The following is a 20,172-nucleotide window of genomic DNA, read 5'->3' on the forward strand; positions in this document are numbered from 1 at the left end:
CTTCGGCATGCGCGGCGGCGGCTCACCGCCGCTGGGCGTGGTACGCCGCGACGAGCCTGCCGCTCAGGTCGTAGACCCAGCTGTCGCCGCCCTGCTTCGGGGTGTCGACGACGACGAAGCGGAACTGGTGCTTGCCGGGCTGCGGCACGAGCTTGTACGTCCAGCCGCGGTGCTGGGCGGTGAGGTGGCGGGCGTCGACGGTGGCGAGACGCGTGCCGTCGACGGCGGCCACCTGCACGCGGGGGCCGTCCTTGACGTGCCTGGCGAAGGTGGCGACGGTCCCGTCGGCGAGCGTGGTCCGCGGCGGCGTCGTGGTCTTGCCGTGAGGCACGGGCGCCGGCTTCGGCTCGGGGGCGGGCTTCGGGGTCGGCTCGGGGGCCGGCTTCGGGTTCGGGGCGCGGTCGAGCCACGAGCCGACGGTGCCGTCGGGCCGGAGGACGACGTGGAGCCCGTTGTGCTCCCCGTACGCGGGCTTCCCGTCGGCGCTGACGAGGGTGCCGATCAGCCGGCCACCGCCGTAGACGTCGGCGGAGAAGCGGCCCTGGCCCTCCTGGTAGACCTTGGCCAGCGCGCCGTCGGCGAGGTCGACGTTCCGCCAGAACACGGCCTGGTCGCTCGCGGCCGGAGTGGAGCCGTCCTGGTCGCTCGCGACGGCGGCGGGGCCCGCGGGGCCCTCGGCCGCGAAGGCGGCGGCCGCGGGGAGGAGGAGGGCGGCGGAGGTACCGGTGGCGACGGCGGCGGTACGGAGGACACGGGCACGGCGGTTGAGGCGCATGAAGAGCTCCAGGGGATTCGCTGCTGACACCACCGAAGCTACGGACCCGATATTGAGGCATTGCGTACGATTTGTAACAGCAACCCGGCGCCCGCCCGACGGCCCCGTCACGACCCACCGGTCCCCTAGTGGATGTCACAGGTCAGCCGCAAAGGCGCGGGGCCGCCGCGGAAGCGGGTACGTTCAATGACGTGGCTGGATTCAGGAACGGACGCGGCCGGGACAACCGCCCCCCGCAGCAACAGCATCGACCGCAGCAGGCGCCGTACGGGTACAACGCGCCCCCGCAGGGCTACCCGCCGCAGCAGCAGTGGCAGCAACAGCCACCGCGGCAGCAGCAGCCGTACGGGGAGCCCGAGTACTTCGGCGACCCGCACGCGCAGCACCCCCACGCGGCGACGGCGAACAACCCGGGCCACACCCAGATGTTCAGCGTCGACGACCCCTACGGCCCGCAGGGCGCCTACCAGGCACCCCCGGCCCCCGTCGGCCCCCGCCTGCCCTGGAAGGCCCTCCTGAGCGGCATCGTGCTGCGCCCGGCGGACACCTTCCTCCGGATGCGCGACCACGCGGTCTGGGGCCCGGCGCTGATCGTCACCTTCCTCTACGGCCTGCTGGCGATCTTCGGCTTCGACCAGGCCCGCGACGAGGTGCTGAACGCGACGATCTCCAGCACGATCCCGTACGTCCTGATGACGGGCGTCGGCTTCGTCCTCGCCGGCCTGATCCTGGGCGCGGTCACCCACACCCTCGCCCGCCAGCTCGGCGGCGACGGCGCCTGGCAGCCCACGGTCGGCCTCTCCATGCTGATCATGTCGCTCACCGACGCCCCCCGCCTCCTCTTCGCCCTCTTCCTGGGCGGCGACAACGGCCTGGTGCAGATCATCGGCTGGCTCACCTGGGGCGCGGCCGGCGCCCTCTTCACCCTCATGGTGAGCCGCTCCCACGACCTCCCCTGGCCCAAGGCCCTCGGCGCCTCGGCGATCCAGCTGGTGGCCCTGCTGAGCCTGATCAAGCTGGGCACGCTGTAGGACGGACGCGAGAGAGCCCCCGCCGGGACGTCCGGCGGGGGCTCTCGCGCGTACAGGGGTCGCTCAGGCGTCGAGGACCTGGCCCTCGCGCTTCACGACGGGGGGCTCGACCGACCAGGGGAAGTTGATCCACTCGTCGGTCTTCTTCCACACGTACTCGCACTTCACGAGGGAGTGGGACTTCTCGTAGATGACGGCGGAGCGGACCTCGGCGACGTGGTCGACGCAGAAGTCGTGGACCAGCTTCAGCGTCTTGCCGGTGTCGGCGACGTCGTCGGTGATCAGGACCTTCTTGTCGGAGAAGTCGATCGCGTCCGGGACGGGCGCGAGCATGACCGGCATCTCCAGCGTCGTGCCCACGCCGGTGTAGAACTCCACGTTCACCAGGTGGATGTTCTTGCAGTCCAGCGCGTAGGCGAGCCCGCCGGCGACGAAGACGCCGCCCCGGGCGATGGAGAGGACGATGTCGGGCTCGTAGCCGTCGTCGGCGATGGTCTGGGCGAGCTCGCGGACGGCCGTCCCGAAGCCCTCGTACGTCAGGTTCTCGCGTACTTCAGTCATGTCCGGCTACCGCCTCACACCTGGGTCCGATGGAAGTTCATGTACGAGCGGGAGGCCGTCGGTCCCCGCTGGCCCTGGTACCGGGAGCCGTACCGCTCGCTGCCGTACGGGAACTCCGCGGGCGAGCTCAGCCGGAACATGCACAGCTGCCCGATCTTCATCCCCGGCCAGAGCTTGATCGGGAGGGTCGCGAGGTTCGACAGCTCCAGGGTCACGTGGCCCGAGAAGCCGGGGTCGATGAACCCGGCCGTCGAGTGGGTCACGAGCCCGAGCCGCCCGAGGGAACTCTTCCCCTCCAGCCGCGACGCGATGTCGTCCGGCAGGGTGATGACCTCGTAGGTCGAGGCGAGCACGAACTCGCCCGGGTGCAGGATGAACGCCTCGTCGCCCTCCGGCTCCACCTCGCGCGTCAGATCGAGCTGCTCGATCGCGGGGTCGATGTGCGGGTAGCGGTGGTTCTCGAACACCCGGAAGAAGCGGTCGAGACGCACGTCGATGCTGGACGGCTGCACCATGGATTCGTCGTACGGGTCGATGCGCACCCGCCCGGCATCGATCTCGGCCCGGATGTCCTTGTCTGAGAGAAGCACGCCCCCACGATACGCAGAGGGCGCGGACCTCCCCAATCGGGACCGGCTCCGCGCCCTGCCCGGTTCACGCAGCTCAGCGCTGCTGAACCTCCACCGGCACCGCGTGCCTCAACCGCGCACACCGCGGACACCGGATGAGCCGCCCGGGCCCGATCCGCCCGGCCCCGAGCTGCTGAAGCGGAAACGAGGCGGTACTGAACACGTGCCCTTCGGCACAGCGGACGACGGTGCGCTCCACGGAACCCATCAAGTCCCTTCCCCTACACACATGCTGGACGAGACAGCCACATTAGGGGATCAACGGGACACCCTCCACGCGGCACTCCGACCCGCGGGGGAGACACGAACTACGCCACCCGTGGCGCATGGGGTACAGTGTGCAACGATGCGACCGGCTCATCCGGCCGCTGCGCGGATGTAGTTTAATGGTAGAACATGAGCTTCCCAAGCTTATAGCGCGGGTTCGATTCCCGTCATCCGCTCTTGAACGAAGCCCCAGGTCAGAGACCTGGGGCTTCGTCGTTGTCCGGGGAAGTACCGCCCGACGGGGCTGCGGCGTGGGGGAGTTCGGCGAGGAGGATCTCGGCGGCCTGGGTGACGTTGTCGGCGTGGACGGCGCGGGCCATGGCCGTGCGGGCGGCCTCGGGCGTCGTGGTGGGCGGGACGACCATGAGGGAGAAGTGGTCGTGGTCCCCGCGGGTGATCAGGACGGTGTCGTCGCCGACGGGGAAGGAGTCGAGGTGCACGACCTGGTCGTCGACGACCAGGCGTGTCGGGATGGCGTTCCAGGCCGAGGCGTCCAGACCTACCCGGGTGATGGGTCCGAGGTGTTCGGTCAGGGCGGTGATCAGCGGCGGGATCTCTCGCTCCACGTCACGTGAGCGCGGCCACCAGGCCCCGTCGAGCAGGCTCTGCCGGGACCCCGTCGTCTCCAGTCGGAGCAGCGCGGTGCCCGGTCCGACTGCCCGGTGGATCTCGTCCGGCAGGAGGCGCGGGGGCGTGTGGGGAATGCCTGTGTCGGTCATGGTCGGTCCGTCCATCCCCGGTGTCCGCTGCCGCTCGGACCGGTGCCACGGCGGGCGCCGGGCCGGTGAGCGGGGCGGCGGCCCCGTTCTTTCACCGTACTCCGGGAGGACCCGGGGACGCGCCGGTCCCCACCGGGGAAGCGGTCGGTGCGGCCGGTGCGGTGTGCGGACGTACCGTGGACGTACGGAGACCTGACCAGCTTGGCCTTCGACGGGAAGGGACGGTGCCGCCTTGGACCGCAACGAGCCGGAAGCCGAAGCGCTGCCGCCGCCGGGCCACGCCGAGGTCCGCATCGTCGCCGCCACCCCGGACGCCGCCCGGATGGTGGCGGACGTCCTCCGCCACTGCTTCGCCGGCGGCGAGCAGCGCAGCTACCCCGCCCCCGGCGGAGGCACCCGCCTCCACCTCACCGTCGACACAGCCCACACCGCCGAACCGGCCCGGTCCTGGCTGGCCACCAGCAGGCCCCCGAGCGGCATCGGGCCCCACTCCGAGGAACCCTGACCGGGCGGCCGGAGCCGTGGGGGCGCGGTGGCGCCTCCGGCCGTCGCGGCGCATGCCCGCGCTCCGGCGGGCTGCGGCGGGGCCACCGCCGCCGACGCGACGCTCGTCCTCGTCGAGCGGCGCGGGCCGGGGTGACGGGGACCCGGCGCGTCCGACTCCGCCGCGGAGTACGTTGGAGGTACCGGGAGCACCTCGTACACCCGCCGCCACGCGGACGTCGTTCCCGGCGCTCACTAGGCCGGGGCTCCCGCGGGCGCCCCGGGGACGGGTTCCGGTCTCATGACCAGCAGCACTGCTCCCACCCGCCAGGCCCGCCTGGCCCTGACCCCGAACACCTCCATGGCCGGCCTGCTGGACGGCGCCTGGTGGCCGTACTCGCGCGATCTCGCCACCGAGCTGCCTCCCCTGGTAGGGGCGCTGCGGGACCGCTTCGGACGCGTCACGCGCATCACCGCGAACCCGGCCCCCTGGCCCGTCGCCCCGCGCAAGGTCCCCGTCGGCGGCTACGCCGTGCACGTCAGCTGGTTCACCGACCAGGCCCCCGACACGATGATCCTGTTCTCGTACAGCCTCGGCCGCTGCGACCTGCTCGTGGTCCCCCCGGAGACCGAACCCGCCTCCGCCGCACGCCTGATGACCGCCGCGTCCGCCCCGGGCAACGTCCACACCACCGGCACCCTGATGTCCGAGGAGCACGAGACCAGTCGTCTCCTGCGGGAGGCGAGGGCGGCCGGGGAGGACGCCTGGGAGGCGGAAGGCGGCGCCTCCCGGCAGCCCCCGCTCCGCCCCCACCCCGTCGTCGGGGCACGCATGATCTACCTGGCCCAGGGCATGCGGAGATGACACCTGCCGTTCCCCCGCCTTCGGCCAGTACCGCCCATCGCGAGCATCACGGCCTTCCGTGACACCGCGCGCCTCTTTCCGCTGTTCGGCCTGCCGGATCGGCTGAGCGCGGAGACCGGCCTCGGCGTTCCGGCCTGATCGGCCGGCGGTGTCCCCGGCGGGGTGTCGGTGGGCGGTGGGGGCGGTCAGCGCGCGGCCGGGGCGCCCGCGAGGCGGGCCGTCGCCGCGCTCAGCCACAGCAGACCGAGGCCGGCGCCGACGGTGAACGCCAGGACCGAGGCGGCCGAGGCCGTGAAACCGGTGAGGACGGCCACGGGGACGACGCGGGACGCCACGGCCCACCCCCGCAGGCCCCGGGCCGCGAGCGGACGGGCCAGGACGACGAACGCCGCGCACAGGGCCAGGTAGCCGATCATGCCGCCGGCCATGTGGACGGCGCCGTGGCCGCTCATCACGGTCGTCTCGGGCGCCCCGGCGGGGAAGCCCGCCCCGGGGTCGGCGGGGAAGGCGCCCGCGACCCAGAAGGAGACGCCGAAGACGCCGACCAGGGCCGGCCCCCACGTTCCGCCGGGACCACCGCGCAGCGCCGTTCGCAGGCCGGCCGCCCCCGCGACCAGCAGGGCGCCGGTGAGCACGAAGTTCGCCGTCTGGATCCAGCCCGCCTCGCCGAGGGCGAGCTGACTGATCGCGTTCCGCGTGAAGCCGAAGCCGTCCCGTGCGAAGCCCTGGGCGAGCCCGGCCGCCAGGAACAGCGGCCCCGCCGCCACGCCGCCGGCCAGGGCCCACCGCGCCGCCGATCGCCGAGGGGGCGCGGCGGAGACGACCCGGCGGGGAGCAGTGAGCATGTCGGTCATGGCGGAGCCTTCCTCGTTTCGGTGATGTCACCCATACGACCGACGGCGCGCAGCGAAGTCATCGTTGCCGCCGATGTGCACTGGATCACACGCCGGTGCGGGCCTGCGGGCACGCTTCGGACACCGCATTCCTGGAACACGAATAACTGTGTCCGTGGAGCAAGATTTCAGCCGACGTCACCGTGAGAATTTTTGTCGGCGCCACACGGAAGAAAAGGAAACCCGTCCGGAATGCCCCTGCGTGCTACAGTCGAATCAGCTGCAGTTTTGGTACCCGAAAAGGTTCAGACGTCCCCCGTACGGCCACAGGCCGGGCGGAGACTTCTTGTATTCCGGTCATTTTCCGGTCAGGGAATCATCGCGGCGACACGGAATCCGCAGAGTGCGGTTTCCGCTGCCTTCCCGAAGGAGAAATGACATGGCTGCCGGTACCGTGAAGTGGTTCAACGCGGAAAAGGGTTTTGGCTTCATCGAGCAGGAGGGTGGCGGTCCTGACGTGTTCGCCCACTACTCGAACATCGCCACCCAGGGCTTCCGCGAGCTCCAGGAGGGCCAGAAGGTCTCCTTCGACATCGCGCAGGGCCAGAAGGGCCCGACGGCGGAGAACATCGTTCCCGCCTGACGCTGACGCGCCATAAGCAGCTGGGGCTCGCATCCTTCGGGGTGCGGGCCCCAGCTTTTTGCATTCCGTACGGCTTCAGGGCCGCCCTGACCGGCGGCCGGGCTCAGTGGTCGGAATAGCTGACGTCGCCCATCGTCCAGGCGCTGACGTCCGCGATGGAGACGCGGTACATACCGCCCGTCTCCGGGATCCCCACCGTGCCCTGGAGGATCCGCGCCAGGTGGAAGTGCAGGTGGGTGGGCGAGTCGTCCTTCGGCGCGGCGGCGAAGACCGCGGAGAAGTCGGCCAGGTGGTCGGAGTCCGCCAGGACCTCCGAGACCCGCTGCCGCCACACCGCCTCGGGCGCCAGCCGGCCTGTGATGACCGCGCCCCCGGTGACGACGGTCAGGGACATCTGGTTGCTCCGCCCGGACTCCACCAGCCGGGCGATGTCAACGAGCAGCTCGTCAGTCTTCGACATGGAAGCCGATCCTACGGGTCGCCCCCGCCTCCTGTCCCCGACCTGCTCGCGGGCGGGACGGACGGCCCGGGCGCGTGCGCGGAGCGGCCACCCCCCGCCCACGGGCCCGTCGCACCCTGCCGAGGTCCATTGGTCTGTCCGGGCGAGGAACGAAAATCTATCGCCGCCGCAGTAGACATCGGGAAGTAGTCGGGTTATGTTTTCTGTCGTAACCCAGGGAGACAAGGAGCCGGGCAGAGACGAACTGCCCGCGAGCAGCACGAACGGCATCAGAGCAGGACGGTGCGGCGGCAGAGTGTCGAAGCCACGAGGTTGCAGAACGGCGACGGGACTGGCGGCTGGACCGGGAGGCCCGCGGTGATCAGGGGCCTCCGAGAGCGGGACCGCGGTCATGGCGAAGCGGTACCCGCCGGAACAAGAGGTTGGTCGACGAAGGAAGAACGAAGGAAGAACGGAGGAGTACGGCGCCATCAGGATCGCCCGGGCCGATCTCGTGAGCCCGGGTACCGCAGGACATCGTCAGCGAGGTGGTCTTCGGTCAAGCAACCGCGATCCCCGCACCCCCGGCAGCTACCAGGCCGGACGTGCGGACACAGAAGGCCGGCGCTTCATCAGGGCCGGCAGGTGGTGTAGTAGTTCCTTCAGGGCCCTGGTGCCAGTACTGGCACCAGGGCCCCTCTATGCGTTTCACGGAGAGGTGCAAATGACAGCAGACGACTCCTACGACCGTCTCGACGACGATGACTACCCCGCCTACACGATGGGCAGGGCCGCCGAGATGATCGGCGCCACCCAGGGCTTCCTCCGCGCCCTCGGCGAAGCCCGCCTGATCACTCCGCTGCGCTCCGCGGGCGGCCACCGCCGCTACTCCCGCTACCAGCTCCGCATCGCCGCCCGAGCCCGGGAACTCGTCGACCAGGGCACTCCGATCGAGGCCGCCTGCCGGATCATCATCCTCGAGGACCAGCTGGAGGAGGCGCAGCGCATCAACGCCGAGTACCGCCGCGCCGCCGCATCCGGTACGCCCTCAGAACAGGCTTGAGTCGCCCCCGGCCCGCCCCGTCCCGCCCCGGCGCTCCGCCGGTGGAGGTCGCTCGCGTGCGGGGCCGTCGGCTACTCGGGGACGATCGCCACGGCGTCGATCTCCACGAGGGCGCCCGGGCGGGCGTGGCCTGCGGTGGAGACGACGGTGACGGCCGTGCGGTGGTCGCCCCAGACCTCGCGCGATGCCGCGTAGCCCACCTGGGCGTCGACGCCGGCGACCAGGTAGATGGTGAGCTTGGCGACGTGCTCGGGGCCGGTGCCGGCGGCGGCGAGGACGGTCAGGACGTTGCGCAGGGCCTGTGCGGTCTGGGCCTCGATGCCGTCGAGGAGGTTTCCGGCGCTGTCGGTGCCGAGCTGGCCGCCGACGTGGAGCAGGCGGCCGGCGGGGGTGATCACGCCCTGGGTGAAGGCGGGGTTGCGCGGGAGTCCCTCGGGGTCGAGGTGGATCGTCTTCTCGGTCATGAGTCTCTCCTGAGAGGTGCGGGTTTCGGTGACAGGCGGTGGAGGGCGCGCGGTGGACCTCCGGCACCGGGTCGGCCGTGGGCGTCTCCGGGGAAGCGCCGCTTCGCGCCGCGCGGGGCCGCCGGGTTCGGCTGCGTCCCTGTTCCCGCACTCTGGCACCGATAGCGGACAGGATCGGTCCGCTGTCGTCGATCTCTGGCACCGTGGACGGCATGGACGTGGGGAGCGGCGGCGACCGCGATACGACGGAGCGGGTGCTCACCCTGCTCGGGCTGCTGCAGCGGCGCCGCACCTGGACCGGGCCCGAGCTCGCCGCACGGCTCGGGGTGACGTCCCGGACGGTGCGGCGGGACGTCGAGCGCCTGCGCACGCTCGGGTATCCGGTCCACGCCGGCAAGGGCGTCGGCGGCGGCTACCGGCTCGGCCCGGGGCAGGAGCTGCCGCCGCTGCTCCTCGACGACGAGGAGGCGATCGCCACCGCGGTCGCGCTGCTCGCCGGAGCGGGCGGCTCGGTCGCGGGCGCCGGTGAGGCCGCCCTGCGCGCCCTGGCCAAGCTCGACCAGGTGCTGCCCACCCGGCTGCGGCACGAGGTGCACGCGCTCGCCGGCTCGGTGGAGTCCTTCGGCGGAGGCCGCACGCCCGCCGACCCGGAGGTGCTGATGACGCTCGCCAGAGCCTGCCGCGACGAGGTCGAGGTGGGTTTCGCGTACCCTCCCCCGGGCCCGGCCCGGCAGGCGCCGCCGGGGGGCGGGCCGGTCCGGCGGCGGGTCGAGCCCTACCGCCTGGTCGCCTCGGACCGCCGCTGGTACCTCTTCTCGTACGACCTGGACCGCGACGACTGGCGCACCTTCCGCGTCGACCGGATGACCGAGGTGTCCCCCCGCACCTGGCGCTTCCGCCCGCGTACGGCACCCGAGGCGGCGGCGTACGTCCAGGAGGGCGTGGCGAGCCGGGTCTACGCGCGGCGGGCACGTTTCCTCGTGCACGCGCCGGCCGACACGGTGCGCGCGCAGATCCCGGCGTCGGCGGCCGTCGTGCAAGCGCGGGGGAGCGGGCGCTGCGAGGTGCTCAGCGGGGCCGCGCGCCTCGACGCCGTGCTCCTGCACGTGCTCCTGCTGGGGCACGACTTCGAGGTGCTGGACCCGCCGGACCTCGCGGACCGCTGCGGGGAGTTGGCGGAGCGGCTGCGGGCGGCCGGGACGCCGCCGTCCTGACGGGGTACCGGTCTCTTCGCCCAGGTGCGGGTGGGGGTCTTGGGGGCCGGCGGTGAGTAGGCGTACTCATGTCGGCGAGCGGCCCGTGGTCCACCGTGGTGATCACCAACGGACCGACCCGAGGAACCACCGATGCCGACCGCGTCCCGCACCCGCCGACTGCTCGCCCTCGCTTCGGGGAACCGGCTCGCCCGGGGCTATCTGGCGGTGTTCGCCGTCTCCTTCGCCGCCATGCTCCTCTTCCCGGAGAGCGTCGTCGCCACGGCCCCGCTGCTGCTGACGGCGCCGCTCTCCTTCCTGGGCGTGTTCCTCCCCCTCGGCACCGGCGTGACGACGGTCGTGGTCTTCGCCGGGTGGCTGCTGCTGTGCGCGCTGGTGAACGCGGCCGTGCTCGGCTCCCTCGCCGCGAGGACCGGGACCGGCGCCCCGACCGGCGCGGGAGAGCCCCGGGCGCGGAGGCTTCGGGCGCTGCTGGCGCCCGCCGTGGACAACTGGCTCGCGCGCGGGTACCTCGCCGTGGTCGCGGTCGCGCTGGGGTTCTTCGTGGGCGCGGCTCTCGTCCTGCCGGACGCCGGGCTCGCCGGGATGTGGCCGCTCCTGGCGACCGCGCCGTTCGGCTTCCTCGCGGTGGCGGTGTCGTCGCCCCTCGAGTACCTCTTCTCGGCCGGCTGGCCGGCCTCGCTGGCCTTCTCCCTCGGAGTGGTGTCGGCCGGGCTGTTCAACGCCGTGCTGCTCGGCCGGCTGGCCCGCAGGCTGCGGGCCCGGGAGCCCCGGCCGGCCGCCTGAGGACGGTGCACCGCCCCCGGCTCCGGGCGGTGGACCGCTCACGGACGTGAGCCGCGTCACAGGGTGTCACAGGGCCGCGGTGCCCGGTGTCTTGAGGCCGAACCCCCTGAGACGGAGGAGAGACACCATGGCCGATCCGGCGACCGAGGCGTTCGACGCCCACCGGACCCCGCTCTTCACCGTCGCCCACGAGATGCTCGGCTCGGCCGCCGACGCCGAGGACGTCCTCCGGGAGACCTGGCTGCGCCGGGCCGGGGCCGGCCCGGGGGAGGCGAGCGACCCGCGGGCGTACCTCGTCCGCGTCACCACCCGGCAGGCGCTCGGCCGGCTCCGCGCGGCGAAGCGACGCCGCGAGGCGTACGTCGGGCCGTGGCTGCCCGGGCCGCTGGTCACCGCACCGGACGTGGCCGAGGGCGCCGAGCTCGCCGAGAGCCTGTCGATGGCGATGACGCTCGTCCTGGAGAGCCTCTCCCCGACCGAACGGGCGGTGTTCGTGCTGCGCGAGGTCTTCGGGGTCGACGACGGGGAGATCGCCGAGGCCGTCGGCCGGAGTCCCGGGGCCGTCCGGGAGATCGCGCACCGCGCCCGCCGGCACGTCGGCGCCCGCCGCCCTCGCGGGACGGCCTCCGCGGCCGAGACCCGGGCGGCCCTGGAGTCCTTCCGGCGGGCCGTCGAGACCGGGGACTCCCAGGGCCTCCTCGACGTGCTCGCGCCCGATGTGGTGCTGCTCAGCGACGGCGGCGGGCTCAAGCGCGCCGCGCCGCGTCCGGTCGTCGGCGCCGAGAAGATCGTCCGCTTCCGCCTCGGCGGCTCCGCCGAGGCGGAGGGCGCGCTCACCTGGGAGCCCACCGCGGTCGACGGCAGCCCCGCGCCGGCCGTGCGCGTGGCCGGCGAGCCGGACGCCGTCATGGCCGTCCGGGTCGAGGAGGGCCGCGTCTCCGGGCTCTACCTCGTCCGCGCCCCCGAGAAGCTCACCCACCTCGCCGCAGGGACGCCGCTCGGCCTCCGCTGACCCCGAACGACCCGCGCCCACCCGCGATCGCCGCCCGCCACCACCCGAGGGGAACCCCACCATGACCAGACAGCCGGAGTCCGACGGCACGCGCGGCGGCGCCTTCCTCCGCGTCACCGCGGCCCTGCAGGCCCTGACCCTCTTCTTCCAGGCGGTCACCGCGGGCCTGCTGCTGAACTCGTCCACCGCCTATCTGCTGCACGACATCGGATCGAAGGTGATGTACGCGGCCGCCATGCTGTACGTGCTCGCCACGGTCCTGGCCTGGCGCCCGGGCGGCGGATCCCCCCGCCCCGTCCTGTTCTCCACCGGCCTGCTCCTCCTCGCCTCGGCGCAGGTCGCGCTGGGAATCGCCCACGTGCCCGCGGCCCATGTCCCCCTGGGCGTGGTGATGTTCGCGCTGAGCACGCTGGCCCTGGCCCGTTCGCTGTCGCCGCGGTTCCCGCTCCCCCGGGCCGCCGCCCGGTCCTGACCGCCACCCCCGTTGATCCTGGAGGCGGCGGGTGAGGTGGTCATCGCACCTACGGCAGCCCTCAAGTGTCCGGCCGAATGGGCCACTTCGGGACGCTCCGACTGGGGCCCCCTGACACGAGCCCCGGGCCGGTGGCCACGGGGCTTCGTGTCAGGACGGGCTCTGGGCCGGTTCGACGTGGAAGGTGATGCCGGCGGCCAGGGCCTCGCAGCGGCGGACGGCCTCCGCGCGGGTGGGGGCGGTGGCGAAGACGTAGCCGCGGTCGGAGGAGAGGAGGGAGTCCATCGCCGACACCTCGTCGCCGACGTGCTTGCCGATCACCGCTCCGGCGTCCGCCGCCGCGAAGTCCTCGAGGTACGGGATCATGTGGGGGGGCGCGCTCGCCGGCCGGGACCCGGCGGACGGGGACGGGCAGGTCGTCCGCACCGGTGATCGCCGTGATCCGGCCCGGGGCCGCGTCCAGGAAACGGATCGCCGCGCCCTGCTGCGGCTCCGGCGCCGTCTCGGGCAGCCGGTCGATGCCCAGCGGCACCGTCATGAACAGCCGGGCCGGGTCCCAGCCCGTGGCCCGGTGCACCATCTCGGGGATGCCGGCGCCCGACAGCCGGTTGTGGGTCTCCAGGAGGCGCGGGCCGGCCGGGGTGAGGACGAACTCGCTGTGCGAGGGACCGTCGGTCAGACCGGCCGCGTCCAGCACGCCGGCGGTGACCCGGTGGAGCTCCGCCAGGTCCGGCTGGGCCGCGTCGCTGGGGACGCTGCACTCCCACTCGACGAAGTGCTCGTTCACCCGGTACTCGCTGACGCCGAGCACCACGTGGCGGCCCTGGTGGGAGAACGCCTCGACGCTGACGACCGGGCCCTCCAGGTACTCCTCGGCCAGGACGCCGCCGTACCCGAACTCCTCGATCTCCCGGACGGCGCGGGCGGCGCCCTCCGCGTCGCTCACCACGTTGATGTGCAGGCTGCCCGCGCCCTGGCCGGGCTTCAGCACGATCCGGTCGCCGACCTCCTCCAGGAACGCGACCGCCTCGGCGGCGCTGTGGACCCGGCGGTGGCGCACCGGGCTCAGCCCGTGCCGGTCCAGGGCCTGCCGGGCGACCCGGCTGAACGTGCTGCGGCTCATGGTCGACGGCTACACGGACGCGGCCATCGCCAGCCGCCTGGGCATGAGCCCCCGCACGGTCGCCGCGCACATGAAGAAGGCGTCGGACCTGCTCGGCAGCAACAGCCGCGCCCAGCTCGCCTACCTCATCGCCCAGGCGGGCCTGCTGGACACGCCGGCCGGCCGCGACCGGGCGGCGGACGGGGCGTGACGGGCGTCACCCCTCCGGCGCGCCCCGGGCTGTCACGTACGGGGGCCGCGGCCAACCTTTCCTGGTGACGACACCAGGAGGTTGACCATGAGGATCCTGCTCGCCGGCGCGACCGGCGCCATCGGCCGTCCGCTCACCCGGGCGCTGGCCAGGGACGGCCACGAGGTGCTGGCCCTGGCCCGTTCGGAGGGCTCGGCGCAGACGGTACGGGCGCTGGGCGGGACGCCCGTCCGCGCGGACGCGCTCGACCGGGAGGGCCTGCTGCGGGCCCTGGACGGACTGTCCGCCGACGCGGTCGTCCACCAGCTGACCGCGCTCAGCTCGCCGAAGCTGAGGCTCACCGCGGACGACCCGAGCAACGTGCTGCGGGAGCGCGGCACCGCGCACCTCCTGGAGGCGGCGGGCGTGCTCGGCGCGGGCCGGTTCGTCACCCAGTCGCTGGTCCTCGGGTACGGCTACCGCGACCACGGCACCCGGCCGGTCACCGAGGAGGACCCGTTCGGCGTCCGGAACGGCACGGTCGCCGACCACGTCATCACCGGCCTCGTCGAGGCGGAGGGCCGGCTGTTCGCCGCGGACCACGTGGCCGGCACGGCGCTGCGGTACGGCGTCTTCTACGGCCCGGGCACCTGGTTCGACCCGACGCCCGGCAGCCGCCCGTTCCCCGTGCCGGCGGGCGGCGGCGGCACCATGTCGTGGATTCACGTCGAGGACGCGGCCGAGGCGACGGTCGCCGCGCTGGAGCGGGGCCGCGCGGGCGAGGCGTACAACATCGTCGACGACCGCCCGTCCACCTGGGGCGAGCTGGCCGCCGCCCGCGGCTCCCGGCTGCGGGTCCCCGGCCCGCTGCTCCGGCTCGCCGTCCCCTACCTCGGCAGCCTGATGCTCGACACCCGGCTGCGCGTCTCGCACGCGAAGGCCACCCGCGAGCTGGGCTGGACGCCCCGGTACGCGGACCACCGGGAGGGGATGCGGGCCGGCCGGGCCGCCGCGTGAACGGTCAGGCCGTCGCCCTCTTGATCAGCGCCTCGATCCGGGCCTCGACCTCGGGGGTGAGGGTGGTGAGGGCGAAGGCGGTGGGCCACATGTCGCCGTCGTCGAGGCTCGCGGCGTCGTTGAAGCCGAGGGTGGCGTAGCGGGCCTTGAACTTGGCGGCGCTCTGGAAGAAGAAGACGACCTTGCCGTCCCGGGCGTAGGCCGGCATGCCGTACCAGGTCTTGGCGGTCAGGTCGGGCGCGACCTTCTTGACCAGGGCGTGGATGCCCTCGGCGAGGACCCGGTCCTCGTCGGTCATCTCGGCGACCTTGGCGAGCAGGTCGGCCTCGCCGTCGGCGGCCTTGCCGCGCGCGGAGCGCCCCTTGGCGGCCTTCAGCTCCTTCGCCCGCTCCTTCATCGCCTCCCGCTCGTCCTCCGTGAAGCCGTCGTAGGACTTGGTGGACTGGGTGGACGCGGTGGTCTCGGCAGCCATGTCGGTTTCCCCTCGTTCGCTGTGTGGGCTGGTCTTTCCCGGTGCTGATTCCAGGCTAGGTTCCGGGCTTCCCCGGTGCTTCTCCGAAACTGACCGGCCGGCTCAGGAGAGCCAGACGCCGTCGCGCATCAGGGTGCGCCCGTCGAGCTCGTCGGCCTCGCGCCAGGCGTGCACCCGGCGCGGCCGGATCAGGAAGTACTGGTAGGGCGTGGTCAGTCCGCGCGGGTCGAAGCCGGTCTTCGCGGCGAAGGCGTCGCCGGTCCCGGCGGGCAGGTCGGCGAGGTCGACGGGCTCGGCGGTGCCGTCGATCATCACGACGTCGCGGGTGGGGCCGAGGGCGAGCCGGACCCGCCCGTCGGCCAGCAGGTTGCGGCCGGTGCGGGAGGCGCGCGGGGTGGAGACGAGGACGGCGGCGCCGTCCCAGAGGAAGGAGAGCGGGATCAGATGGCCCCGGCTCGCCAGCCACAGGTCCACGTCCGTCTCCAGCCGGGTCAGGGTGTCCGCGAGACGCTGCTCGCGGGGCCTCGGCGCGGGTGCGGTGGTCATGCCGTTCTCCCCCGGGCGGTGCGGAGCGTGGTGACGAAGGCGTGCGGTGTCATGCCGTACGCCTGGGTGAAGGTGCGGTGCAGCGTCCCGGCGGGCAGGCCCGCGGTCCGGGCCAGGGCCGGGACGTCCAGCGGCCGGGTGTACTCGCGGTCGATGCGGTCGCGGACCCGGCGCAGCGTCCGCAGCGCCTGGAGCCGTACCGCCTCCGTGCGGGCCGCGGCCCATGCGGGCTGGCACATGTCGGTTTCCCCCCTGGGATTCAGCGCAGTTCCTGGATGCGGATCAGGTTGCCGGCCGGGTCGCGGAAGGCGCAGTCGCGGACGCCGTACGGCTGCTCGGTCGGCTCCTGCACGACCTCGGTGTCACCGGCGGAGACCTTCGCGAAGACGGCGTCCAGATCGGGGGTGGCGAGCAGGATCCAGCCGTACGTGCCCTTGGCCATCATCTCGGCGATGGTGCGGCGCTCGTCCTCCGTGACGCCCGGGTCGACGGCCGGCGGGGCGAGCAGGATCGAGGTGCCGGGCTGTCCCGCCGGGCCGACGGTGATCCAGCGCATCCGCCCCTGGCCGACGTCGCTGCGGACCTCGAAGCCGAGGACGTCGCGGAAGAAGGCGAGCGAGGCGTCCGGGTCGTCGTGCGGGAGAACGGTGGTGTGGATGGTGATGTCCATGACGATCACGGTAGTCAGGGCGCCCCCGGCGCGCTTCTCGAATCCTGATCTTCCCGACCCGTCACGGCGTGTGTGCGTCCCGATCCGTCACGGCGTGCGCGCTCCGCCGGTCCCCGGCGGGGGCGCCGCGCCGTCCCGCGGTGCCTCCCGGGCCGCCGGTTCCTCCGGGTCCGCCAGGAAGTCCGTCACCGCCAGGGCGAAGAGGAGGGCCAGGGCGAGGCCGACGACGACCCAGCCGGTCGGGTACGACCAGAGGACGAAGGCGAGCGCGGCGGCCACCACCAGGATCCACACGATCCAGGTGTGGAAGCGGCGGACGAACGGGCCGACCGGGCCCAGCCGCATCCCCGCCCGGTCCGCCGTCGAGCGGCTGGCGCCGATGCCCGCGTGCCACAGGCCGCGCACCAGGACGGCCGGGCGGCTCGGCCCGGACAGCCAGGCCACCAGGGCGACGAGGACGCCGATGACCGCGAAGACCCGGACCGAGGTGCGCAGGAAGCGGATCAGGGTGTCGTAGACCGACCCGGCGGCCGCCGGGGAGACCGAGGAGGGCAGGGCGTTGAGGTAGACCGTACGGAAGACGGTCAGCGCGATCCCCAGGACGATCGCCGCCACCGCGAAGCCCAGGGCCCCCGCGACCAGCGCGCGGCGCCGGCGCACCGCGAGCAGCACCCCGCCGGCCACGCACAGCACGGCGATCACCGGCAGCCACACGCCCAGCGTCTGGAGCAGCGCGAACCCGGTCTTCGCCTTCCCGATGTCGTCGGACCGCAGGACCGTGAAGTCGGTGTGCACCTCGGGGATGTTGGCGGCGACCGTGAGACCCGAGTCGACGAGACGTTCCTTCACCCGCTCGATGACCGGCGCCAGGTCGATCGTCACCGCGTCCGTCTCGATCTTCACCGCCCCGTCCTGGTCGCCGGTCAGGGCCCGGTCGAGGGAGGTGTGGACGGCCCGGTTGGCGTCGGTCCAGATCGTCTCGAAGGCCGGGGACGCGACGACGTCCTGGGCCCGGTCGTGGACGAAGCTGGAGAGCGCGCTCTCCAGCGAGCCGCCGAGCTTCCCGAGGGCCTTCTCCACCAGCGGCCGCTGGTCGGGGGCGACGCCTTCGAGGAGGGAGGGCAGGTCGATGTGCTCCATCACGGCGCCGGTCACCCGGTTGGCGACCGCCGCCTGCACGTCCGCGTCGGAGGCGAGCGGCTCCACCGTCTGCACGTAGCGGTCGGTGTCGCCGAGCAGGTCCGCGGTCCAGGCCGCGACCAGGCCCAGCGGCACCAGGACGCAGCCGACGACGATCAGCAGCGCGGCGAAGAAGGAGCGCACCCGGTGGTGCTCCCGCTTCGGCGCGCCCTGCGCGGCCGTCGCCTCCAGCGCGGCCACGCGGGCCCGCAGCACGGTGAGTTCGTCGTCGGTCCCGCCGCCTGGTGCTCCCATGCGGCCACTGTGCGGGCGGGGACGGGGTCCTGCGCCCCGGGCGCGACCGAACGGGTGACGCCCGGGCGGCCCCGTGGGCGATCATGCCGGTATGACTTCGCTGCCGATCTGCGCCGTGCTCGACGACTACCAGGGCGCCGCCCTCGCCTCCGCCGACTGGAGCCCGCTGCGCGGGCGGGTGGAGGTACGGGTGCTGCGCGAGCACCTGACGGACCGCGACGCGCTGGCCGCCGCCGTCGGGGACTGCGAGATCCTGGTGGTGATGCGGGAGCGGACGCCGCTCGACGCCGCCCTGCTCGACCGGCTCCCCCGGCTGCGGCTGGTCGTCACCTCCGGGATGCGCAACGCCTCGATCGACCTGGCCGCCTGCCGGGAGCGCGGCATCACCGTCTGCGGCACGGCCAGCGGCTCCGAGCCGCCCGCCGAGCTGACCTGGGCGCTGATCCTGGGCCTGGTCCGGCACGTCACGACGGAGGCGCGGGCGCTGCGCGAGGGCGGGCCCTGGCAGTCGACGGTCGGCGGCGACCTGGCGGGCCGCACGCTGGGCCTGCTGGGCCTGGGGAAGATCGGCGGCCGGGTCGCCGCCGTCGGACGCGCCTTCGGCATGGACGTCCTCGCGTGGAGCCCGAACCTGACGGAGGAGCGGGTCGCCGCGCACGGGGACGGCGTCCGGCTCGCGAAGGACAAGACCGAGCTGTTCGCGGCGAGCGACGTCGTCTCGCTGCACCTGGTGCTCTCCGACCGCACCCGCGGCATCGTCGGCGAGCCGGAGCTGCGGGCGATGCGGCCGGGGGCGTACCTGGTGAACACCTCGCGCGCGGGCCTGGTGGACGGGACGGCGCTGCTGCGGGCGCTGCGGGAGCGGTGGTTCGCGGGGGCCGGGCTCGACGTGTACGAGACGGAGCCGCTGCCGGCCGGCGACCCGCTGCGTACGCTCCCGAACGTGCTCGCCCTCCCCCACCTCGGCTATGTCTCGGAGGCGAACTACACCCGCTACTTCGGGCAGGCGGTGGAGGACGTGGAGGCGTACCTGGCGGGGGCGCCGGTCCGCGTCCTCTCCTGATCCGGAGGACCCGCTCTAGTCGAGGACGGTACGGGCCAGGGCGATGAACTCCTCGTCGGTGAGCCCCTGTTCGCGCGCCTCGGCGGCGGCCTCGCGGAGCCGGGTGACGAGGCGGGCGCGGTCGGGGGCGGTGGCGCCGGGGACGACGATGGCGCCGCGGCCGCGGCGCAGTTCGATGAGGCCCTCCTCGCGGAGCCGCTGGTAGCCGCGGAGGACGGTGTGGACGTTGACGCCGAGGGAGTCGGCGAGCTCCCGGGCGGCCGGGAGCCGTTCGCCGGGCGCGGCGGTGCCGTCGGCGAGGGCGCCGCGGACGCAGGCGGCGATCTGGTCGCCGAGCGGGACGGCGGAGGCGGGGTCGACACGGAAGAGCACGGTCAGAGCCTTCCACGACGTTCGACGAGGGTGTTGAGGAGGGCGGCTGCGGTACGGGCGTCGGGCACGGTGACGGCGAACTCGCGTCCGTCGCCGCGCCGGACGACCAGGGCCTCGCCGGAGCGGAGGATCACGCCGGTGCGGCGGGCGCGGACCCGGTAGCCCCAGCCGCCGAACTCGGCGACCGCGTGCACGTCGCGCGCGTCCGCGCCGGCGATGTCGGCGAGCGGCACCTGGACGCGGGGGCGCGGGGCGAGGGTCGAGCGGACGGTGAGGCCGTGGCGGTCGACGTTGACGCGGACCCGGGCGAGGGCGAGGCCGGGGACGGCGATCAGGGCGGCGAGCGGGAGCAGCCACCAGGGCCCGAGGAGGGCGGCGACGGCGCCGACGGCGAGGAGGAGCAGGCCGAGCGCGGTGAGCGGGGTGGAGGCGGTGGCACGGGACCAGCCGGCAACCTCGCCGGCGCCGAGGTCGAGCCGGGGCGCGGCCGGGTCGACGCCGGTGCCGTCCGCGGGGGCGGTGGCGTCCTCGGGCGGGAGCAGGCGGGAGAGGGCGTGCCCGGCGAGGGCGCAGACGGCGCCGACGGCGAGCGCGACGGCGAGGTTCGAGAGCGGGGAGCGGACGGCGGCGGCGTCGGCCGCGTCGAGGTTGTCCCGTACGAGCAGGCAGAGCAGCGTGCCGAGGAGACCCACCGTCAGCCAGGCGCCCCACAGCGCGCCGCGCCGGACGAGGGCCGTCCAGCCGGCGCCGAGGGCGAGCAGCAGCGCGGCACCCACGACACCGAAGGCGGTCCGGCCGGTGAAGCCGTCGGCCTCGCCCCCGGTGGAGAAGTGGGTGGCGAGCGGGTCGGGCAGCCGGTCGGACCAGACGGCGAGGAGCAGCAGGTACGCGGCGACGGCGAGCAGGAACGGGAGCGCCGCGAGGGCGCGGAGGCGGAACGGGACGCGGAGCGCGGCGGCGCGCGGAGCGGTGGACATGAACCCTCCCTCGTTCTCAGAAGTCCAGTCTCACTTGTTCGCACTCTACTAGAACAAGTGCGTTTGAAGGGAG

General features: G+C 73.6%; 26 protein-coding genes, 1 tRNA gene and 2 pseudogenes. 14 read left to right on the plus strand and 15 right to left on the minus strand.

Annotated elements, in window-relative coordinates:
• Positions 1-22 precede the first annotated feature (22 nt).
• Positions 23-775: a protein kinase family protein gene (locus ABFY03_RS18010; protein ID WP_346170361.1), complete on the minus strand. Its 753-nt coding sequence runs from the start codon at positions 773-775 to the stop codon at positions 23-25.
• A 191-nt stretch (positions 776-966) separates the two neighbouring features.
• Here ABFY03_RS18010 and ABFY03_RS18015 point away from each other — a divergent pair, with 191 nt between their 5' ends.
• Positions 967-1,806 carry a Yip1 family protein gene (locus ABFY03_RS18015; RefSeq protein WP_319009469.1) on the plus strand — a complete coding sequence of 280 codons (840 nt, stop codon included), beginning with the start codon at positions 967-969 and terminating at the stop codon, positions 1,804-1,806.
• Positions 1,807-1,869: 63 nt separating this feature from the next.
• Here the strand turns inward: ABFY03_RS18015 and ABFY03_RS18020 are convergent, their stop codons facing one another.
• Both ABFY03_RS18020 and dcd read right to left on the minus strand, forming a co-directional pair.
• A complete protein-coding gene (locus tag ABFY03_RS18020) occupies positions 1,870-2,367 on the minus strand; it encodes a phosphoribosyltransferase (protein WP_031008691.1) in 498 nt (165 codons plus the stop codon).
• A 14-nt stretch (positions 2,368-2,381) separates the two neighbouring features.
• Complete coding sequence (gene dcd, locus ABFY03_RS18025; protein WP_030495892.1) at positions 2,382-2,957, minus strand: dCTP deaminase; 576 nt, start codon at positions 2,955-2,957, stop codon at positions 2,382-2,384.
• A gap of 411 nt (positions 2,958-3,368) precedes the next feature.
• Between dcd and ABFY03_RS18030 the strand changes: the two genes are divergently transcribed.
• A tRNA-Gly gene (locus ABFY03_RS18030) sits at positions 3,369-3,439 on the plus strand.
• 18 nt (positions 3,440-3,457) lie between these two features.
• Here the strand turns inward: ABFY03_RS18030 and ABFY03_RS18035 are convergent.
• Positions 3,458-3,982, minus strand: coding sequence for a DUF5994 family protein (locus tag ABFY03_RS18035; protein ID WP_319009451.1), 525 nt, complete (start codon positions 3,980-3,982; stop codon positions 3,458-3,460).
• A 232-nt stretch (positions 3,983-4,214) separates the two neighbouring features.
• Between ABFY03_RS18035 and ABFY03_RS18040 the strand changes: the two genes are divergently transcribed.
• From ABFY03_RS18040 to ABFY03_RS18050, 3 genes and pseudogenes are all read left to right on the plus strand, one after another.
• Positions 4,215-4,487 carry a hypothetical protein gene (locus tag ABFY03_RS18040; protein ID WP_319009450.1) on the plus strand — a complete coding sequence of 91 codons (273 nt, stop codon included), beginning with the start codon at positions 4,215-4,217 and terminating at the stop codon, positions 4,485-4,487.
• A gap of 279 nt (positions 4,488-4,766) precedes the next feature.
• A complete protein-coding gene (locus ABFY03_RS18045) occupies positions 4,767-5,330 on the plus strand; it encodes a DUF5994 family protein (protein WP_346170362.1) in 564 nt (187 codons plus the stop codon).
• A 36-nt stretch (positions 5,331-5,366) separates the two neighbouring features.
• Positions 5,367-5,468 (plus strand): annotated as a pseudogene (locus tag ABFY03_RS18050) (RNA polymerase subunit sigma-70); the annotation flags it as partial.
• Positions 5,469-5,515: 47 nt separating this feature from the next.
• Here the strand turns inward: ABFY03_RS18050 and ABFY03_RS18055 are convergent.
• Positions 5,516-6,184, minus strand: a complete 669-nt coding sequence (locus ABFY03_RS18055; protein WP_346170363.1) for a DUF998 domain-containing protein — start codon at positions 6,182-6,184, stop codon at positions 5,516-5,518.
• A gap of 418 nt (positions 6,185-6,602) precedes the next feature.
• Between ABFY03_RS18055 and ABFY03_RS18060 the strand changes: the two genes are divergently transcribed.
• On the plus strand, positions 6,603-6,806 hold the full coding sequence (locus tag ABFY03_RS18060) for a cold-shock protein (protein WP_319009446.1): 204 nt from the start codon (positions 6,603-6,605) through the stop codon (positions 6,804-6,806).
• A 103-nt stretch (positions 6,807-6,909) separates the two neighbouring features.
• Here the strand turns inward: ABFY03_RS18060 and ABFY03_RS18065 are convergent, their stop codons facing one another.
• Positions 6,910-7,266: a hypothetical protein gene (locus ABFY03_RS18065; RefSeq protein WP_319009445.1), complete on the minus strand. Its 357-nt coding sequence runs from the start codon at positions 7,264-7,266 to the stop codon at positions 6,910-6,912.
• 703 nt (positions 7,267-7,969) lie between these two features.
• Between ABFY03_RS18065 and ABFY03_RS18070 the strand changes: the two genes are divergently transcribed.
• Entirely contained in the window at positions 7,970-8,308 is a 339-nt protein-coding gene (locus tag ABFY03_RS18070; RefSeq protein WP_319009444.1) for a MerR family transcriptional regulator, read from the plus strand.
• A 71-nt stretch (positions 8,309-8,379) separates the two neighbouring features.
• Here the strand turns inward: ABFY03_RS18070 and ABFY03_RS18075 are convergent, their stop codons facing one another.
• Positions 8,380-8,772 (minus strand): RidA family protein, encoded by a 393-nt coding sequence (locus ABFY03_RS18075; protein WP_319009443.1) that lies wholly within the window; start codon positions 8,770-8,772, stop codon positions 8,380-8,382.
• Positions 8,773-8,984: 212 nt separating this feature from the next.
• On the opposite strand from ABFY03_RS18075, the gene ABFY03_RS18080 reads away from it, so the two are divergent.
• The 4 genes from ABFY03_RS18080 (at position 8,985) to ABFY03_RS18095 (ending at position 12,256) form a co-directional block, all read left to right on the plus strand.
• Positions 8,985-9,986 carry a helix-turn-helix transcriptional regulator gene (locus ABFY03_RS18080; protein WP_346170364.1) on the plus strand — a complete coding sequence of 334 codons (1,002 nt, stop codon included), beginning with the start codon at positions 8,985-8,987 and terminating at the stop codon, positions 9,984-9,986.
• 132 nt (positions 9,987-10,118) lie between these two features.
• Entirely contained in the window at positions 10,119-10,772 is a 654-nt protein-coding gene (locus ABFY03_RS18085) for an SCO4225 family membrane protein (protein WP_319009441.1), read from the plus strand.
• A gap of 127 nt (positions 10,773-10,899) precedes the next feature.
• On the plus strand, positions 10,900-11,784 hold the full coding sequence (sigJ, locus tag ABFY03_RS18090; RefSeq protein WP_346170365.1) for an RNA polymerase sigma factor SigJ: 885 nt from the start codon (positions 10,900-10,902) through the stop codon (positions 11,782-11,784).
• 61 nt (positions 11,785-11,845) lie between these two features.
• Positions 11,846-12,256 carry a hypothetical protein gene (locus tag ABFY03_RS18095; protein WP_346170366.1) on the plus strand — a complete coding sequence of 137 codons (411 nt, stop codon included), beginning with the start codon at positions 11,846-11,848 and terminating at the stop codon, positions 12,254-12,256.
• A 61-nt stretch (positions 12,257-12,317) separates the two neighbouring features.
• On the opposite strand, the gene ABFY03_RS18100 is transcribed toward ABFY03_RS18095, so the two are convergent.
• A complete protein-coding gene (locus ABFY03_RS18100; protein ID WP_346170367.1) occupies positions 12,318-13,379 on the minus strand; it encodes an ATP-grasp domain-containing protein in 1,062 nt (353 codons plus the stop codon).
• A gap of 1 nt (position 13,380) precedes the next feature.
• On the opposite strand from ABFY03_RS18100, the pseudogene ABFY03_RS18105 reads away from it, so the two are divergent.
• Both ABFY03_RS18105 and ABFY03_RS18110 read left to right on the plus strand, forming a co-directional pair.
• A pseudogene (locus ABFY03_RS18105) lies at positions 13,381-13,569 on the plus strand (LuxR C-terminal-related transcriptional regulator); the annotation flags it as partial.
• Between the two features lie 87 nt (positions 13,570-13,656).
• Complete coding sequence (locus ABFY03_RS18110; RefSeq protein ID WP_346170368.1) at positions 13,657-14,565, plus strand: NAD-dependent epimerase/dehydratase family protein; 909 nt, start codon at positions 13,657-13,659, stop codon at positions 14,563-14,565.
• Between the two features lie 4 nt (positions 14,566-14,569).
• Here the strand turns inward: ABFY03_RS18110 and ABFY03_RS18115 are convergent, their stop codons facing one another.
• From ABFY03_RS18115 to ABFY03_RS18135, 5 genes are all read right to left on the minus strand, one after another.
• Entirely contained in the window at positions 14,570-15,037 is a 468-nt protein-coding gene (locus tag ABFY03_RS18115; RefSeq protein ID WP_319009436.1) for an iron chaperone, read from the minus strand.
• Positions 15,038-15,139: 102 nt separating this feature from the next.
• Positions 15,140-15,583, minus strand: coding sequence for a pyridoxamine 5'-phosphate oxidase family protein (locus tag ABFY03_RS18120; protein WP_319009435.1), 444 nt, complete (start codon positions 15,581-15,583; stop codon positions 15,140-15,142).
• Complete coding sequence (locus ABFY03_RS18125) at positions 15,580-15,822, minus strand: AraC family transcriptional regulator (protein WP_319009434.1); 243 nt, start codon at positions 15,820-15,822, stop codon at positions 15,580-15,582. The genes ABFY03_RS18120 and ABFY03_RS18125 overlap by 4 nt, the downstream gene beginning before the upstream one ends.
• 20 nt (positions 15,823-15,842) lie before the next feature.
• Complete coding sequence (locus tag ABFY03_RS18130; protein ID WP_319009433.1) at positions 15,843-16,253, minus strand: VOC family protein; 411 nt, start codon at positions 16,251-16,253, stop codon at positions 15,843-15,845.
• Between the two features lie 87 nt (positions 16,254-16,340).
• Positions 16,341-17,687: a hypothetical protein gene (locus ABFY03_RS18135; protein WP_346170369.1), complete on the minus strand. Its 1,347-nt coding sequence runs from the start codon at positions 17,685-17,687 to the stop codon at positions 16,341-16,343.
• Between the two features lie 91 nt (positions 17,688-17,778).
• Here ABFY03_RS18135 and ABFY03_RS18140 point away from each other — a divergent pair, with 91 nt between their 5' ends.
• The gene (locus tag ABFY03_RS18140; RefSeq protein WP_319009431.1) at positions 17,779-18,750 is read left to right on the plus strand and encodes a D-2-hydroxyacid dehydrogenase family protein; all 972 of its coding nucleotides are present in this window, start codon (positions 17,779-17,781) and stop codon (positions 18,748-18,750) included.
• Positions 18,751-18,765: 15 nt separating this feature from the next.
• Here the strand turns inward: ABFY03_RS18140 and ABFY03_RS18145 are convergent, their stop codons facing one another.
• Both ABFY03_RS18145 and ABFY03_RS18150 read right to left on the minus strand, forming a co-directional pair.
• Positions 18,766-19,122, minus strand: coding sequence for a GntR family transcriptional regulator (locus tag ABFY03_RS18145; RefSeq protein ID WP_346170370.1), 357 nt, complete (start codon positions 19,120-19,122; stop codon positions 18,766-18,768).
• 2 nt (positions 19,123-19,124) lie between these two features.
• Positions 19,125-20,099: a DUF1648 domain-containing protein gene (locus tag ABFY03_RS18150; RefSeq protein ID WP_346170371.1), complete on the minus strand. Its 975-nt coding sequence runs from the start codon at positions 20,097-20,099 to the stop codon at positions 19,125-19,127.
• Positions 20,100-20,172 lie beyond the last annotated feature (73 nt).

The organism is Streptomyces roseofulvus (assembly GCF_039534915.1).
Taxonomy (GTDB): domain Bacteria; phylum Actinomycetota; class Actinomycetes; order Streptomycetales; family Streptomycetaceae; genus Streptomyces; species Streptomyces roseofulvus.

Bases quoted from the DNA above. Each gene is read 5' to 3' on its own strand.
- ABFY03_RS18010 (WP_346170361.1), bottom strand. From the start codon at position 775: ATGCGCCTCAACCGCCGTGCCCGTGTCCTCCGTACCGCCGCCGTCGCC.
- ABFY03_RS18020 (WP_031008691.1), bottom strand. From the start codon at position 2,367: ATGACTGAAGTACGCGAGAACCTGACGTACGAGGGCTTCGGGACGGCC.
- ABFY03_RS18035 (WP_319009451.1), bottom strand. From the start codon at position 3,982: ATGACCGACACAGGCATTCCCCACACGCCCCCGCGCCTCCTGCCGGAC.
- ABFY03_RS18045 (WP_346170362.1), top strand. From the start codon at position 4,767: ATGACCAGCAGCACTGCTCCCACCCGCCAGGCCCGCCTGGCCCTGACC.
- ABFY03_RS18055 (WP_346170363.1), bottom strand. From the start codon at position 6,184: ATGACCGACATGCTCACTGCTCCCCGCCGGGTCGTCTCCGCCGCGCCC.
- ABFY03_RS18060 (WP_319009446.1), top strand. From the start codon at position 6,603: ATGGCTGCCGGTACCGTGAAGTGGTTCAACGCGGAAAAGGGTTTTGGC.
- ABFY03_RS18065 (WP_319009445.1), bottom strand. From the start codon at position 7,266: ATGTCGAAGACTGACGAGCTGCTCGTTGACATCGCCCGGCTGGTGGAG.
- ABFY03_RS18070 (WP_319009444.1), top strand. From the start codon at position 7,970: ATGACAGCAGACGACTCCTACGACCGTCTCGACGACGATGACTACCCC.
- ABFY03_RS18075 (WP_319009443.1), bottom strand. From the start codon at position 8,772: ATGACCGAGAAGACGATCCACCTCGACCCCGAGGGACTCCCGCGCAAC.
- ABFY03_RS18080 (WP_346170364.1), top strand. From the start codon at position 8,985: ATGGACGTGGGGAGCGGCGGCGACCGCGATACGACGGAGCGGGTGCTC.
- ABFY03_RS18085 (WP_319009441.1), top strand. From the start codon at position 10,119: ATGCCGACCGCGTCCCGCACCCGCCGACTGCTCGCCCTCGCTTCGGGG.
- sigJ (WP_346170365.1), top strand. From the start codon at position 10,900: ATGGCCGATCCGGCGACCGAGGCGTTCGACGCCCACCGGACCCCGCTC.
- ABFY03_RS18095 (WP_346170366.1), top strand. From the start codon at position 11,846: ATGACCAGACAGCCGGAGTCCGACGGCACGCGCGGCGGCGCCTTCCTC.
- ABFY03_RS18100 (WP_346170367.1), bottom strand. From the start codon at position 13,379: ATGAGCCGCAGCACGTTCAGCCGGGTCGCCCGGCAGGCCCTGGACCGG.
- ABFY03_RS18110 (WP_346170368.1), top strand. From the start codon at position 13,657: ATGAGGATCCTGCTCGCCGGCGCGACCGGCGCCATCGGCCGTCCGCTC.
- ABFY03_RS18115 (WP_319009436.1), bottom strand. From the start codon at position 15,037: ATGGCTGCCGAGACCACCGCGTCCACCCAGTCCACCAAGTCCTACGAC.
- ABFY03_RS18120 (WP_319009435.1), bottom strand. From the start codon at position 15,583: ATGACCACCGCACCCGCGCCGAGGCCCCGCGAGCAGCGTCTCGCGGAC.
- ABFY03_RS18125 (WP_319009434.1), bottom strand. From the start codon at position 15,822: ATGTGCCAGCCCGCATGGGCCGCGGCCCGCACGGAGGCGGTACGGCTC.
- ABFY03_RS18130 (WP_319009433.1), bottom strand. From the start codon at position 16,253: ATGGACATCACCATCCACACCACCGTTCTCCCGCACGACGACCCGGAC.
- ABFY03_RS18135 (WP_346170369.1), bottom strand. From the start codon at position 17,687: ATGGGAGCACCAGGCGGCGGGACCGACGACGAACTCACCGTGCTGCGG.
- ABFY03_RS18140 (WP_319009431.1), top strand. From the start codon at position 17,779: ATGACTTCGCTGCCGATCTGCGCCGTGCTCGACGACTACCAGGGCGCC.
- ABFY03_RS18150 (WP_346170371.1), bottom strand. From the start codon at position 20,099: ATGTCCACCGCTCCGCGCGCCGCCGCGCTCCGCGTCCCGTTCCGCCTC.